A 14552-nucleotide genomic window follows, 5' to 3' on the forward strand; every position below is an offset into this window, starting at 1 on the left:
GCCCGTTCGCGGAGGTGTGGATACAGAACGTTATGGAGGAAGGGCGATGCGGATAAACGATCAGCATATGGGCCGTGCCGGTTCGTCAGTTCGCAAGCGCCCTCCTTGCTTCAGCAGGCACAGCGTCGCAGCAGATCGATCAGCGCGAGCGGATCATACGGCTTTCGCAGTGGAATTGCGTTGGGCAGCATCTGCCGCTGTTCGGGCGTCAGCACGAGGTCGTAGCCGGTCAAGAAAATCACCTGCAGTTGTGGACGCTCCCGGCACGCATCGATCGCGAGATCGACGCCCGACTTGCCCGCCAGCCCGACATCGGTCAGCAGCACGTCGACCGGCTGTTCGCGCAGAATGCACATCGCTTCGGCCTCGCCCCCGGTTTCGACGATTTGCAGTCCGAAAGTCCGCAGCAATTCGGCGGTACTCGGGCGCACCAGCTCGTCGTCTTCGACGTAAAGAATGCGCAGACGATTGATAGGGTCGCCGGCGCCCGGCGCATCGTCGGCATGCGCGGCCTCGCGAAACTGATCACGAATCCCCCCGCCCACCTTGTCGTGCTGCCCCTCAGCGATCGCGCCAGGGCTCGCATCCCGCACGCTAGAAGCGCTCTCATCGAGACTCTGCCAAGGCTGATTCCCGATCACATGGCGTACTTTGCGAGCCAGCGCCTCGAACGTGTAAGGCTTGCTGAGCAATTCAATGCCCTCGTCGAGCCGGCCGGCGTGCACGATCGCATTGTCGGTATAGCCGGAGGTGAACAGCACCGCGATGGCAGGCAAGCGCTCGCGCGCCTTGCGCGCCAGCTCCGTGCTGCGCAGCGGGCCGGGCATCACCACATCCGTAAACAGCAGATGAATCGGCACGCCGCTTTCCACAATGGCCAGCGCGCTCTGGGCGTCCTTGGCCTTGAGGACCTTGTAGCCGAGATCGGTCAGCATTTCGACCACCGTGGCGCGCACCTCCTCGTCATCCTCGACCACCAGCACCGTTTCCGCACCGCCCTTGGCCGCACCGGCATCGACTTGCGTTTCGCGGTCCTCCTCCTGGCGCACGCGCGGCAGATAGAGGCGCACCGTCGTCCCGTGGCCACGCTCGCTGTAGATCTTGACATGACCGCCGGACTGCTTGACGAAGCCAAACACCATGCTCAGTCCCAGCCCCGTCCCCTGGCCTTCCGGTTTGGTCGTGAAGAACGGTTCGAAGGCGCGCTCGCGCACCTCCGGCGGCATGCCCGAGCCGGTATCGGTGACCGCGACCATCACGTACTGGCCCGGCGTCACATCCGCGTTGCGCTGCGCATACGCGTCGTCGAGCGAGGCGTTGCCCGCCTCCATCGTGAGCTTGCCGTGTCCGCGCATCGCGTCGCGCGCGTTGATCGCCAGATTGAGCAGCGCGTTTTCGACCTGAAACGGATCGACCAGCGTGTTCCACAGGCCGCCGGAGACCACCGTCTCGATCTCGATGCCATCGCCGAGCGCGCGGCGGAACATATCGTCCAGCCCGCGAATAAAGCGGCCGAGATTGACGACCTTCGGCGCAAGCGGCTGGCGCCGGCCGAATGCCAGCAACTGCGACGCGAGATTGGCGCCGCGCGCCACGCCTGCCAGCGCGTTGCGCACGCGCTGTTCGGCTTTGTCCGCGCCGGCCACATCCTTCGCCAGCAGTTGCAGATTGCCGCCGATTACCTGCAGCAGGTTGTTGAAATCGTGCGCCACGCCGCCGGTCAGCTTGCCGATCGACTCCATCTTCTGCGACATCCGCAGCGCTTCTTCAGCATGCCGCAAGGCTTCGGCAGTTTCCTTGTCGGCGGTGACATCGCGCCCCACGCCATGGATGCGGTCCGAAGCCCGGTCGAACGACAGGGTCCACGCTATCCAACGCCACGTACCATCGATGCGCTTCAGTCGGCACTCGTAACGCGCCGGCACGCCCGTGCGCCGCAAGCGCTCGAGTTGTTCGGTGATCATGGCGACATCATCGGGATGATTCAGCTCCATGTAGGAGTGCGACGTCAGCCAATGCACCGAATAGCCGAGCGTGCTTTGCCACGAAGGACTGATACGCTGCAGCGAGCCTTCGAAATCGGCCACCACCAGCAGATCCTCGCTCAGCTCCCAAAGCCGGTCGCGATCGGCGACGGCCTCGCTTACGCGGCGCTCAAGCGTCTCATTCAGATCGCGCAGCGCCTGCTCCGCCTTGGTGCGCTCGGCGATTTCCGATTGTGCCGCCTGATACAGCCGCGCGTTGTCGATGGCGACGGCCGCCTGCGCCGCAATACCGACGACGAGGCGTTCGGCGCGGGCGCCGAATACGCCCGCTTCCGGATGGCCGAACAGCAAACCGCCGAGCACCTCCCCGGTACGCGAGACCACCGGCGCAGCGAGGTAGCTGCGGACCGCCAGATGGCCCGGCGGCATGCCGTGAAAGGGCGCGTTCAGGCCATAACGCGGATCCTGCGTGACGTCATCGACGCGCACGATGCCCTCGCCCTTGAAGGTCGTCGCGAACAGCGCGGTGTTGCGTGGCATCGGCAAGCTGGCGAACGCGTCCTTCGGCGCGCCGGAGAGCGAGTACAGCTGGTAGGTGCCGCCCCCGTCGGCCTGCCCGCCCTGCGGGTCCGGTACGTTATAGAAGAACGAGCCGAAGGCGGCGCCCGTCAATTCTGTTGCAGCGTCGGTCACGACTTGCACGGCCCGGCTCAGATCGAGTTCCGCAGCCACCGCCGTACCGACGCGGTTGAGGATTTCCAGCGTCCGCGACTCTTCACGCAGATTACGTTCGGTTTCCCGCCTTAGCCGGGCCAGTTGCAGATTGCCCGCCACGCGCGCCAACAGCTCGCGCGCCGAGAACGGCTTGGTCAGATAGTCGTCGGCGCCGGACTCGAGACCGCTCACGCGCGCCTCTTCCCCCGCACGGGCCGAGAGCAGCAGCACCGGCGTTTCGCGCAAGGCGGGGTCGGCACGCAGTTCGCGCAACAGACCGAAGCCGTCGAGCCGCGGCATCATCACATCCGAAACGATCAGATCAGGGACGCTCGCCCGCACCGTCTCCAGCGCGTCCTGCCCGTCGACGGCGACCGTGACCTCGTGCCCCGCCTGGCTGAGAATGCGGCGCATGTAGTCGCGCAAATCGGCGTTGTCGTCGACCACCAACACCCGTCCGGCGACGTGTCCGACAGGGCGGGGCGCCGGCGTTTCGGCCGGATCCAGCAAGGATTGCGTCTCGTCCACCTCGACGTCGGAAAGCGGGTTCGAGGCGGGAATCCAGCGCCGCGCGACATCGACATACGCAAGGGCGTGCCGGCTCAGCGTGGCCGGTGCGGCAACCGCGGGTTCCGGCGCGCCGACGAGTCCAGTGGCGCGCGGCAACACGACGGTAAAGCAGCTGCCGGTGCCGGGCACGCTGTCGACCCGGATCGTACCGCCGTGCAGCTTGACCAGTTCCTGCACCATCGCGAGGCCGATGCCGCTGCCCTCAACCGAGCGCCCCGCCGATCCGGCGACCCGGTGAAACCGTTCGAAGAGCCGTGGAATCTCATCAGGCGGAATCCCGATCCCCGAGTCCGCCACGCTCATCTCGATGCTGCCGTGCTGAGCCTGCCGCACGGTCACCCTGATCGTGCCGGCAAACGTGAACTTGAACGCGTTCGACAGCAGATTCATCACGACCTTTTCCCACATGTCGCGATCGATCGCTGCAATCACCGGAGCGGGTCCGCAGTCCACCTCCAGTTGCAGCCCGACTGTCTCGATGGCGGAGCGAAACAGCGCGGCGAGCTCGGCGGTGAATGCGGCGATATCGGTCGGTTGTGGACTGATCTGAAACCGCCCTGCTTCGATACGCGAAAAGTCGAGCAGCGCGTTGACAAGCTTCAGGAGCCGCAGGCCGTTGCGATGCGTGATCTCGATCAGGTTGCGATCGACTTCGCTTGTCCCATCGGGCTTGGCGAGCAACTCTTCGAGGGGACCCAGCATCAAGGTGAGCGGGGTGCGGAATTCGTGGCTGATGTTCGAGAAGAAGGTAGTCTTGGCGCGGTCGATTTCAGCGAGCGCTTCGGCGCGCCGCCGCTCTTCCTCGTACGCATGGGCGTAACCGATGGCCGCGCCGATCTGCCCGGTCACCAGATTGAGGAAGGCCCGATAGCCGTCGTTGAGCGGGCGGCACGGATTGAGCGCGGCGACCAGGACGCCCGCCCGTGCCGCCTCGCCGCCGGGCGTGACGGGCAGCACAACGGCCTGAGCCGGCTCGAGGCTCCACGGGCCGCTCGGCAACCCGGGGCCGAAGCGTTGCGCCAGATCGCACACGACCACCGGGGTTTGCGTGCGCAGCACTTCTGCAAACGGCCAGCACGCTGCGTCGGTAGCGCGCATCGATGCGGGTGCCGCGCGATGGCCGGGCTCGATACCGCTGGCGCCCGCCAGCGTGACGTCCGCTTCCCCCGGTTCGGCCATGTACAGCAGGGCAAACGGGATATCGTGCGAATCGGTCTGCACTGCGCGCATGCTCAACTCGCAGGCCTCGCGCCACAACCTGGCATCCGCAGTCGAGGCGGCCAGTTCGCGCAACAGCATCAGTTGACGTTCGCCGATGACACGCGCGGTATCGTCGCTGTTGGCGCAGATGATCCCGCCGGCACTGCCGTCGTCGTTGGGGACCGGGCTATACGAGAAGGTGTAGTAAGTCTCCTCGGGAAAGCCGTTGCGCTCCATGATCAGCAGCTTCTGTTCGACGAAGGTGCCTTCTTCGCCAGTCAGTGCAGTGGCGAGCAGGGGCGCGATGTCGTTCCAGATTTCGTGCCACACCACCTCGGTCGGCTGACCGAGCGCCACCGGATGCTTGCCGCCGATAATCGACTTATAGGGGTCGTTATAGAAGAACAGCAGTTCCGGGCCCCAGCCGATCCAGATCGGCTGGCGCGACGTGAGCATGATGCGGATGGCGGTCTTCAGACCTTGAGGCCAACTCTGTGGCTCGCCGAGCGAAGTCGAGCTCCAGTCGTACGCGCGGATCAGCTCACCCATTTCTCCGCCGCCGACCAGAAAGTTCGTGGTCAAACTGGGGCGCAACGCATCGAGCGTTCGGTTATACGGCTTCATTGACGCCACCTCCTCGGCACGGTTTTCTCGTTGATTTGACCGACGTTCGCAAGCAGTGCACGACTGGTGCTGCAGCGCCTCAATGCAAACAGACCAGCTTCGCAAGATTCTCGCATGCACGACGCTTATACAAGCACCGGAATGCCCTTCCAAGCGCACAAAAGCGACGCGCCGATGCTGGGATGCTCGCCGAATGCTACGAACGGAGTGTTACGGTAAATTGAAGCCTCCCGTAGCGCGTTGGGCGGCCCTCAATCCGGTAAATCGTGCTGCCTGTATGGTGCGCTTCAGAGCAAAAATGACCCCGTCCACGACTTCGCGCGTCCGGTAAGTCACGCCCGCCGCATGCCATGCCCAATCCGTGTTGCCGACGGGCTCTGCCCTTCAACGACACAACTACCCATGCCGGAAAATGGCCGCTCGTATCCGTCCCGGTCCGCTGACTCAGGTATGCTGGGGTTTTGGGACAGCTTCCGTTCAAGGGGAGAACATGCGGCGCGTCGTATTCAATCAGAAAGGTGGTGTAGGCAAATCGACTATCGTCTGCAACCTTGCGGCCATCAGCGCCAGTGAAGGTCTGCGCACTCTGGTTATCGATCTGGATGCCCAGGCGAACTCAAGTCAATACCTGCTCGGCTCGCGGGCCAGCGAGGTCCACCCCACCGTCGCCGGCTTCTTTGAAACCGCGCTAACGTTTAGCTTCAGGCCCGTAGAAGTAACGTCTTTCATTCATCCGACGCCGTTTGAGAATCTGGACGTCATGCCCGCTCATCCTGACCTGGACGCGTTGCACGGCAAACTGGAATCCCGCTACAAGATCTACAAGTTGCGTGACGCGCTCAACGAACTCGACATGTATGACGCGATTTATATCGATACGCCGCCGGCGTTGAACTTCTACACCCGCTCTGCGCTGATCGCCGTCGAGCGTTGTCTGATCCCGTTCGACTGTGATGACTTTTCCCGCCGCGCGCTTTACACGTTGCTGGAAAACGTGAAGGAGATCCAGCAGGATCACAACGTTGCACTGGAGGTGGAGGGAATTGTCATCAACCAGTTTCAGCCTCGTGCGAGCCTGCCTCAAAAGCTGGTCGACGAACTCGTCAGCGAGGGCTTGCCGGTGCTGGCCTCGCGGCTGTCTTCGTCCGTGAAAATCCGCGAATCGCATCAGCAGGCGACCCCCGTCATTCACCTTGATCCGGGACACAAACTTTCGCATGAATATCGGGCCTTGCATCGTGAGCTGGCCGGATAGCGGGAAATCGAAAGTACGGCTATCAAGCTAGTGGGCTCATCTCGCCGCAACGCGACGTCACGCGATCGGTTGAACCCATTGGCTGCGCCAACCCGGTGCTTCAAAGGGATCCGAAAAATACTGGGTCTCGTGAACAACCTTGCCGTTGTGGAACTCCATAATGCTTACCGTATAAGCCGTTCGCCCCTGATAGGTGATGGTGTATTCCGTGATCCAGAGATTCCCTTCTCCTTGAATTCGCCTGACATCGAAACCTGATGGCTTATCCGGATGATGACTCCGCAGAGCCTGCAAATTAATTCGCCCGACGATTCGTTCACCTGATTGGGGATAGTCACAGATGGCATCGTCATCGTAAATATCGTGTTCCGCGTCGACATCGCCGGTCGCCGACGCCTGCCAGTGCGCATTCAGGGATTCACGTATTTTTTCGTCCTGCATGGCGTGCCTCCGGATACCGTTCACATCTATCTATTGCGCGCGTCGCGGAATGAACCCGGGGCTGCCCGTCTTGACGACTTCATTGAACCTCTGCCTCGTCTCAATCCGGTTGATCTCGTCGAACGCGTCTGCCGGAAGCGCGGAAATATCGAAATTCTCTCGCGCACGAGCCGCACTTTTAGGGGTGGTGAGCAAAGCCCCGCCACGCTGGATTGCCCAGGCAAGCAGTACCTGTGCTGGCGTCTTGCCAATTCGCGCGGCAATCTGCGTGATGACTGGATCCTCGAGTGGCCCCGGCCTGATTCCGTGACCTAATGGCGCAAAAGCCAAAAACACGATCTCTTTCTCTTTGCAGAATTCCAGAAGTTCCGTTTCAGGAAGATACGGGTGGGCTTCGACCTGCACCGCCGCCGGCTTGATTCGTGCCGATTCATAGAGAGGTCGCAATTCGTTCAAGCCGATGTCAGACAGTCCGATGGCCCGGCATCTTCCATGGTCCACGAGATCTTCCATCGCCCTCCACGTGTCTAGCAAAGTCACGCCTTTATCGTAGATGACATCGCCGTTTTCATCGCGCGGGTCCTGCTCATCCCCCGGTTGAAATGCAAACGGAGTGTGTATCAGATAGAGATCAAGATAGTCGAGCCCGAGCCTTTCAAGACTTGCCTCGAAAGCCGGTTCGACACGCTCGGGCCGATGATTCGAGTTCCACAATTTAGTGGTCACGAAGATGTCTTCGCGTGCGATCCCTCCGGCAGCAAGCCCTATGCGCAGCGCCTCGCCCACCTCGCGCTCGTTCCGATATCGCTCGGCACAATCGAAGTGTCGATAGCCGGCTTCCAGCGCGTCTCTGGTAGCGCTGGTAGTCGTAGCTGCATCGGGAATTAGCGTGCCAAATCCGAGCGCGGGCATACGGCCGGCTCCGTGATTAAGCACTATCTTTTTGCTCCGGAAATCGGAAGACTCAGTCATGGCGACACCTCCGCACTATTTCATGCCATGCGACGAAGGACCGACGCTCGGACCTGCAGTTGTGGCGCCACGTCCATGAACAGAAAAAACGTCAAACTACTCGAGTCGCGTTGATTCGCAACTCAGCCGCCGCCATCAGGGTCAAACCGAGCGCCACACAGGTCTGCTTCTCGATCAAGTGTAGCAAATGAATTACGGGGCGGCGGCGGAGGGTTGTCAGCGTTGCTACGCGCATCTGCGTCAAGCAAATCTGTACGCGAGTGTGCGAATTGAAGCTCACGCCGCCGTTCACCAAGGAACGACTCTCCCCAGGTAGTCCAGGTAATGCAATCCGGAACGCCCTTCGTAAGCCTCAATCGTGCTCAGCAAGTTCGGGATGCTTTCTTCGATACTCAGACGCGCCTCAGGACCGCCCATGTCCGTCCGTACCCATCCGGGCGCCATCAGTAGGAAAGTTTTTGTGTCGTTTCGGTGGCGCGCAGCAAAGCTACGCATGAACATGTTGAGTGCGGCCTTGCTGCCCCGGTAGACCTCATAATTTCCGTTATCGTTGTTTGTTAAGCTGCCCTGCCCGGACGACATGACGCCAATCGTTCCGGTCGGTTGCACGAGGTCCTGAAACACCTCGATGACTCTCATGGGGCTCAACGAGTTCGTCACCATGACGCGCACAAATTCCTCTGTCGAGACATCCGCGATCGTTTCACGATCGTCGTTCTTGACACCGGCATTCACGAAAAGCACATCCAATCGTCGACCTTCGACACGACCGTGTAGCGCGGCGACCTGCTCCGGAATCGTGATGTCGACTGTTTCAACTTCAAGCGCTCCGTGCGAAGTTTTCGCGAGTTGAAGAAGCTTTTCCGTGGAGCCCTCCCTCCCGCTGGCTATCACTCGCCAGCCGCGTTTGAGGTATTCCTCGACCATTGCGAAGCCAAGGCCGCGGGATGCACCGATGAGGAGAACGGTTTTCTGTAGAGATAAGTCTTGCATTGATAGCTCCCTGTTGATGAAACCTGATTGCGCGTGGCATTGGCGAATTGCGCGCCCGTTGGCGTGTCAGTCAAGGGAATATATCGATGCGGGAGACATGGCGGAAGACGCAACGTTTGCACTTATAACATGCACCAAACGCCATGTCTCGACGGTTGGTGCTACGATCGGGCATGTCCGATCCCGATTTGAACCTACTCATTGCGCTCGACGTATTGCTTGCCGATGGCAGCGTGGCCGGCGCTGCGCGTCGACTGGGATTGAGCGCCTCGGCAATGAGTCGCACGTTGACCCGGCTGCGCGAGGCAATCGGCGACCCATTATTGGTTCGCGCGGGGCGCCGTATGGTGCTGACACCCCATGCGGAGGCACTTCGTCAACGCACTCAAAATGCGGTTCATGAGGCACGTGCAGTACTTGGTCCCTCGACAACAGAGCCGGATTTCCCAACGTTGCAGCGCACCTTTACGATTCGAGCGAACGACGGCTTTGTGGAAGCCTTCGGCGCTCCGCTTATCGCCGCGGCGACGGCAATCGCGCCGCTCGTGCGGTTGCGTTTCGCGCCCAAGGCTGAGAAAACGGCAGCGCATTTGCGAGAGGGTTCAGCCGACCTTGAGATCGGTGTCTTAGGCGAAATGGGGCCGGAAGTCCGAGTGCAGGCCCTGTTCCGGGATCGCTTTCTCGGTGTCGTCAGAAAGGGGCATCCGCTCGAATTGGAGCGCGAAGTAACAGCCGAACGGTACGTCTCCTTCGGCCATGTTGTTGCTTCGCGCCGCGGACACGCAAGCGGACCGGTAGATGAAGCGTTGACCGCTTTAGGGTTAGAACGAACGATCGTCGCCGTGGTCCCAAGTTTTCCCGCCGCGCTGGCCGTGGCCCGAGCCTCCGATTTGGTCGCCCTCGTGCCTGCGTCATTTCTGGGCAATCAACCTCAACATCAAGAATCGTCCCTTTCCAGAACCACCTACGCTTTCGAGCTGCCTGTTACGACCGAAAAAATTACGGTGTCGCAGATGTGGCATCCTCGTTTAGAGGTCGACCCTGTTCATCGTTGGCTCCGGCAACTGGTGCTAACTGTATGTCGGCAAAGGGTGCCGCTGTGACACAGTGGCCATCGGTGCGCATACGCGGCCATTCTCCGTGGCGCACCTGGACCGTTGACAATCGACGGACGAACGCCGGATAAAGACCCTAACCGATGGTGAATAATCCTGATTCACTAAAATTCGGCACCAGTAAGCCTGATTGCTGACGTGGTCAGCAATCGTCAATCGGATAGGGCCTCTTTCACAAAATTTAGCCGGGCATAGCTTCCATGACAATTGAATTGACTAAAGAAGTTCGAGCCGATGCGATTGCATCCATTCAGAGATATTTCGAGAAGAATATGGAGGAGCCTATCGGCAACATCGCTGCTGGCGCGCTCCTCGGCTTTTTCCTGGAGGAAATTGGCCCCAGTATCTACAACAAGGCCGTGGCTGACGTGCAAGAAGGGCTCCTGCAGCGCGTCTCGGAGCTTGATTTTGAGGTGCACGAAGACGAGTTTCAATACTGGAAAAAGTATGAGGGGACCGCGAAAGCGCGCAAGTAAGCGTGACGGGATCGAACTTCGCCAAGCTTGCGGCGATTCTTTGAATGACCGCAATGGCAGGACATCGACGACACGTCAGGGAACCATCTGCATGTCGCCTGGAGCTTGCGGCGGCAGCTTGATAGACAGGACCTTGAATTCACCGCTGGTCGGCTCGGACCCCGCATGCACCATCCCCTTCGGGATAATGATCAGGTCGCCGGGGTGAATCTGGCGTTGTTCGTTACCCAGCCAGAAAGTACCGCTTCCCGAAATCACGTACTGGATTTCGTCAGAACCCCTATGCGTATGCTTGGGTACGTTACCGGTCTGCACTGCGACTGTTCCGCTCGGCGTGACTACGAGGCCTTTCGAACGCAGGGTACCCATGTTCGGAATCTGTGGACCAAGATCGGCATCGGTTATGGCCGCGAGGTCGATGATCTGCGCCGTCAGCGCCACGTTTGACGCCTGAGCTTGCGCCGGTGTGCCCAGATGGGATGCAAACATGCCAGCAACAAAGGCCGCAGGTAACGCCGCGAGATAGATGTATCGACGCATGTTCTTGTCCTTTGAATTGAGCGGACCTTCGGCGCACACCGCCTTGAAGTGGCTGGTCTTTGCATTATTGTCGCACCATTGAGCAGACAGCTGAAAACCAGGGCAACACCTGAGTACGTCACTCCAAATAAGACACGCGAAGGGGATCCCCGATTTGAGAACGAAGCCGGCCAGCGAATATCGGCATGCAGCATACTGCGATCAATAACCATCGCTACCTCGAAGTCTGGCAGACTCTCGAGCATCTCATACCGTTGATGCATACGGCAGCAGCCGGCCTGCCGACGCGAATCAGCTTTAGTCGGCACGATGAGTCGAATACAAATCGACTAACCAGTCGATAAAAATATCGACCCGCCTTGGTTTGGTTCGATTGGGCATATACACAACGGACACAGGGCGGGGATTTAACGGATAGTCTCTCAGAACCTTGCTCAGCCGGCCTGATCGCACATGGGCGTCGAGTATAAAAGTGCTCCCCTGTATCAATCCGAGACCCGCAAGCCCACATGCCACGTAGGTATCTGCGTCGTTCACCAGGATCGCGCTCTTCAGCGGAACGGAACGGACCTCGTTTCCCTCGAGAAACTCCCAACTCCTGATACGGCCTGACTTCAAGGCGTAACTCACGCCGATGTGATCGCCGAGGTCATCCAGGGTGAAGGGCTCGCCATAGGCCCGGATATATTCGGGCGACGCGTAGGTCAGCGTTTTGTAATGACCAACTGTTTTAGCGACTAGTCCAGGTTCGCTCACCGTTCCCACGCGCAGCGCGCAGTCCAGCCCCTCTTCGATCAGATCGGGGTGGTGATCAGCAATGCTGATGTCCAGTCGAATATCAGGATTACTGGCGAAAAATTTCGGTAGCTCAGGGATAACGGTCGACTTCGCGACTAGCGACGGCATGCTGACACGCACCATTCCGCTTTTGCTTCCCTTGGAAGCCTGAGCGTCGGCGTCCATTTCGTCTAAATCCCGAAGAAGCGCGACGCAACGTTCGTAGTAGCGAAGGCCCGCATCTGTCGGCTTGCTTCGGCGAGTTGTTCGGTTAAGAAGCTTCACGCCCAGATCCGACTCAAGGGCCTGAACCATACGGGTAACGTAGACCGCCGACGTATGCAAAACTTCGGCGGCTCTCGTGAAGTTAGTCGATTCGACCACCTTCACATACACCTTCATTGCGGAAATCTTGTCCATCGTTTGTGGTTACGTCTTTCTTTACATGTCGAGGTTCGTTATACGAAGTATGGTTAGAACATATCCGCAGCCGCTTGACGCTCTGCGCCCTTCCCTCCGGCTTCTCGCTCAGACCGGGACGGGATAAACGGCCCGGTGATCATATTCGAGTAGCTTTGCCCAGGCCCCACCATCGGAAACACATCAGCGTTCTGGTCGACCATCACTTCGAGGAAATCCGGTCCATCAAACTCTACGAAGGCTTTAAGTTTGTCCTCGAGTTCGCTTATCGCTTCAACCCGACAGGCAAACTCAAACCCGTCGGCCCGAGCTGCCGTGACAAAATCCTTGCGATGAAGCGACTTGTCGCTCACGCACAATCGACCCTCGTAAAAAAGACGCTGCCACTGCCGGATCATCCCGTCACCGAGATTGTTGAGCAGCAATACTTTGACGGGCACGCCGTACGTGGTTGCCGTCTCCAGGTCGCCGATATTCATGCGGATGCTGCCGTCACCATCGATGTCGATCACGAGGGCGTCCGGTCGCGCAAGTTGAGCACCGATAGCCGCGGGCAGCCCGAAACCCATCGTCCCCATACTGCCCGAAGTCAGGAAGCTTCGCGGCTCGACGAAGTCGAAAAATTGTGCAGCCCACATCTGATGCTGGCCGACGCCTGTGCAGATGATTGCTCGCCCTCCGGTAATTTCACTGAGCTTTTCGACAACGAACTGCGGCTGAATCGCCGGATTGCTCCGGTCATAGTTCATACCGTAGACCCGCTTCAATTCCTTTATATGATCGAGCCAGTCCAAAGGCGACTGAGCGGCTGAACTGTGCTTCATCAGTGACAGCAACGTATTCTTCGCGTCGCCTACGTGCGTCCAGTGCGCCCGTTTAACCTTGTTGATCTCCGCCTCATCAATGTCGATATGGGCGACATACCGCGCACCGCGCGCGAAATCGTCAGGACGGCCACCGGCGACGCGGTCATCGAATCGGGCACCCACCGCGATCAGAAAGTCGCAATCGTCCACCGCGTAGTTCGCACAGGCCGAGCCGTGCATGCCCAGCATGCCAAGCCCCAGTTCGTGGTTCACGGAGATCGCGCCAAGACCCATCAGCGTGGTCACCACGGGGATCCGATAGCGCTCTGCAAACTCACGCAACGCAGCCGTCGCGCCGGCCGCAATGATGCCTCCGCCGGCATACAGCAACGGTCGCTTGCTGTGCGCCAGCAGATCGAAGAATTCGGCGCGCTTGTCCTCTTCGAGACGAGCGCCTTTTGCCACCATTCGAAGACGGTCGGAGTAGCCTCGAAACTCCAACGTGCCTTGCCCACGGTAGATTCCGGTCCAGTTCTGGATGTCCTTCGGCACGTCGACGACAACCGGGCCAGGACGGCCGGTGCGAGCGACTTCGAATGCGCTCCGCAGTGTCTGTTCCAGCTTTGCCGGGTCGGTAACCAGAAACACCTGCTTTGCGCACGCCGACATGATGTTAAAGACGGGCGCTTCCTGGAACGCATCCGTGCCGACCATGGCGCGAGGTACCTGTCCGCATATGAGGACGACGGGGATTGAATCACCGTTACAGTCGGCGATCGGCGTCACCGCGTTCGTCGCCCCGGGACCTGACGTCACCATGAATACGCCAACTTTTCCGCTCGCGCGCGCATAACCGGCGGCCATGAAACCGGCGACCTGTTCATTGGCGGGTACAACGAGGTTGATCTGGCGCTCTGGATTTGCCGCATGCAGTTCGTTGAAACGAAAGACGGCGTCGTACGTCGGCAAAATCGCGCCGCCGCTATAACCAAATAGGGTGTCGACGCCCTGTTCGCTGAGTACGCGCAGGATGATGTCGGCGCCCGACATCGATTCGCCGGCAAGCGGTGGTTTCGGGAGTGCGTCTAAAGCAGGGTTCGGGTTTTGGGTCATGGCTGGCTCGCATGGAAACGGTTGCCCAACGTTGCGTCTTCGTCAAAAAGAAACGTGTCGGCCGTGCTGAATCGCGTAGACATCTCTGCCGCCGACAAGCCGTAGAACGTTGGCGTGAGTTCGACCGAGGCCTGCGGCGGAGTCCACAGCAGCCGGTCCAGTTTCGCCTTGCGCGTGCCGACCATGCGAAACGCGGCAATCAGCGGCTGTACCGCCCTCGACATAGGGAGCGCTTCCCCCGAACAAGAAAGAGCTTTGATGTTTTTGCATTAGCATGATGAATCCGTTCTCGATTGACGTCGGGTCCGAACGTGGACCCAGCCGCGTTGATGCGATCAAGAATAGATAGTCGGAACGGCAACTGGAATACGCAGATGGCGCGGTATCTGGCCAATCGGGATGAGATTTGGGCCACGCAATGAATGCGTGCGCAGGCCGTTACCGGCGTTATCGGATTGCATTCCGCTACGCCATGTAACAAGTGAATATCGGCGCGGCGCCTTTATCCCGCCTCGCTTCGCCTCTATATTTCACCTCAGCGAAGACAGATC

Annotated in this window: 11 protein-coding genes; 3 read left to right on the forward strand and 8 right to left on the reverse strand. The window is 59.8% G+C overall.

Annotation, left to right across the window (positions count from 1 at the left end; translation table 11 throughout):
* Positions 1–110 precede the first annotated feature (110 nt).
* The gene (locus HHL24_RS33255; protein ID WP_169489541.1) at positions 111–5093 is read right to left on the reverse strand and encodes a response regulator; all 4983 of its coding nucleotides are present in this window, start codon (positions 5091–5093) and stop codon (positions 111–113) included.
* Positions 5094–5583: 490 nt separating this feature from the next.
* On the opposite strand from HHL24_RS33255, the gene HHL24_RS33260 reads away from it, so the two are divergent.
* Positions 5584–6348: a ParA family protein gene (locus tag HHL24_RS33260; protein WP_169489542.1), complete on the forward strand. Its 765-nt coding sequence runs from the start codon at positions 5584–5586 to the stop codon at positions 6346–6348.
* Between the two features lie 57 nt (positions 6349–6405).
* On the opposite strand, the gene HHL24_RS33265 is transcribed toward HHL24_RS33260, so the two are convergent.
* The 3 genes from HHL24_RS33265 to HHL24_RS33275 form a co-directional block, all read right to left on the reverse strand.
* Entirely contained in the window at positions 6406–6789 is a 384-nt protein-coding gene (locus HHL24_RS33265) for a nuclear transport factor 2 family protein (RefSeq protein ID WP_169489543.1), read from the reverse strand.
* A gap of 30 nt (positions 6790–6819) precedes the next feature.
* A complete protein-coding gene (locus HHL24_RS33270; protein WP_169489544.1) occupies positions 6820–7761 on the reverse strand; it encodes an aldo/keto reductase in 942 nt (313 codons plus the stop codon).
* Positions 7762–8049: 288 nt separating this feature from the next.
* Positions 8050–8754: an SDR family NAD(P)-dependent oxidoreductase gene (locus HHL24_RS33275; RefSeq protein ID WP_169489545.1), complete on the reverse strand. Its 705-nt coding sequence runs from the start codon at positions 8752–8754 to the stop codon at positions 8050–8052.
* A 173-nt stretch (positions 8755–8927) separates the two neighbouring features.
* On the opposite strand from HHL24_RS33275, the gene HHL24_RS33280 reads away from it, so the two are divergent.
* Together HHL24_RS33280 and HHL24_RS33285 are read left to right on the forward strand one after the other, a co-directional pair.
* Positions 8928–9857, forward strand: coding sequence for a LysR family transcriptional regulator (locus HHL24_RS33280; protein ID WP_169489546.1), 930 nt, complete (start codon positions 8928–8930; stop codon positions 9855–9857).
* A gap of 212 nt (positions 9858–10069) precedes the next feature.
* On the forward strand, positions 10070–10345 hold the full coding sequence (locus tag HHL24_RS33285) for a DUF2164 domain-containing protein (protein ID WP_169489547.1): 276 nt from the start codon (positions 10070–10072) through the stop codon (positions 10343–10345).
* A 75-nt stretch (positions 10346–10420) separates the two neighbouring features.
* Here HHL24_RS33285 and HHL24_RS33290 read toward each other — a convergent pair whose 3' ends face one another.
* From HHL24_RS33290 to HHL24_RS33305, 4 genes are all read right to left on the reverse strand, one after another.
* Complete coding sequence (locus HHL24_RS33290; RefSeq protein WP_169489548.1) at positions 10421–10885, reverse strand: cupin domain-containing protein; 465 nt, start codon at positions 10883–10885, stop codon at positions 10421–10423.
* A gap of 297 nt (positions 10886–11182) precedes the next feature.
* The gene (locus HHL24_RS33295) at positions 11183–12082 is read right to left on the reverse strand and encodes a LysR family transcriptional regulator (protein ID WP_169489549.1); all 900 of its coding nucleotides are present in this window, start codon (positions 12080–12082) and stop codon (positions 11183–11185) included.
* Between the two features lie 53 nt (positions 12083–12135).
* Positions 12136–14001 carry a biosynthetic-type acetolactate synthase large subunit gene (gene ilvB, locus HHL24_RS33300; RefSeq protein WP_206003135.1) on the reverse strand — a complete coding sequence of 622 codons (1866 nt, stop codon included), beginning with the start codon at positions 13999–14001 and terminating at the stop codon, positions 12136–12138.
* A complete protein-coding gene (locus tag HHL24_RS33305) occupies positions 13998–14225 on the reverse strand; it encodes a hypothetical protein (protein ID WP_206003136.1) in 228 nt (75 codons plus the stop codon). Before HHL24_RS33305 ends, ilvB begins: the two co-directional genes overlap by 4 nt.
* Between the last annotated feature and the right edge of the window lie 327 nt (positions 14226–14552).

The organism is Paraburkholderia polaris (assembly GCF_012927345.1).
GTDB classification, from domain to species: domain Bacteria; phylum Pseudomonadota; class Gammaproteobacteria; order Burkholderiales; family Burkholderiaceae; genus Paraburkholderia; species Paraburkholderia polaris.

Bases quoted from the DNA above. Each gene is read 5' to 3' on its own strand.
- HHL24_RS33255 (WP_169489541.1), bottom strand. From the start codon at position 5,093: ATGAAGCCGTATAACCGAACGCTCGATGCGTTGCGCCCCAGTTTGACC.
- HHL24_RS33260 (WP_169489542.1), top strand. From the start codon at position 5,584: ATGCGGCGCGTCGTATTCAATCAGAAAGGTGGTGTAGGCAAATCGACT.
- HHL24_RS33265 (WP_169489543.1), bottom strand. From the start codon at position 6,789: ATGCAGGACGAAAAAATACGTGAATCCCTGAATGCGCACTGGCAGGCG.
- HHL24_RS33270 (WP_169489544.1), bottom strand. From the start codon at position 7,761: ATGACTGAGTCTTCCGATTTCCGGAGCAAAAAGATAGTGCTTAATCAC.
- HHL24_RS33275 (WP_169489545.1), bottom strand. From the start codon at position 8,754: ATGCAAGACTTATCTCTACAGAAAACCGTTCTCCTCATCGGTGCATCC.
- HHL24_RS33280 (WP_169489546.1), top strand. From the start codon at position 8,928: ATGTCCGATCCCGATTTGAACCTACTCATTGCGCTCGACGTATTGCTT.
- HHL24_RS33285 (WP_169489547.1), top strand. From the start codon at position 10,070: ATGACAATTGAATTGACTAAAGAAGTTCGAGCCGATGCGATTGCATCC.
- HHL24_RS33290 (WP_169489548.1), bottom strand. From the start codon at position 10,885: ATGCGTCGATACATCTATCTCGCGGCGTTACCTGCGGCCTTTGTTGCT.
- HHL24_RS33295 (WP_169489549.1), bottom strand. From the start codon at position 12,082: ATGGACAAGATTTCCGCAATGAAGGTGTATGTGAAGGTGGTCGAATCG.
- ilvB (WP_206003135.1), bottom strand. From the start codon at position 14,001: ATGACCCAAAACCCGAACCCTGCTTTAGACGCACTCCCGAAACCACCG.
- HHL24_RS33305 (WP_206003136.1), bottom strand. From the start codon at position 14,225: ATGTCGAGGGCGGTACAGCCGCTGATTGCCGCGTTTCGCATGGTCGGC.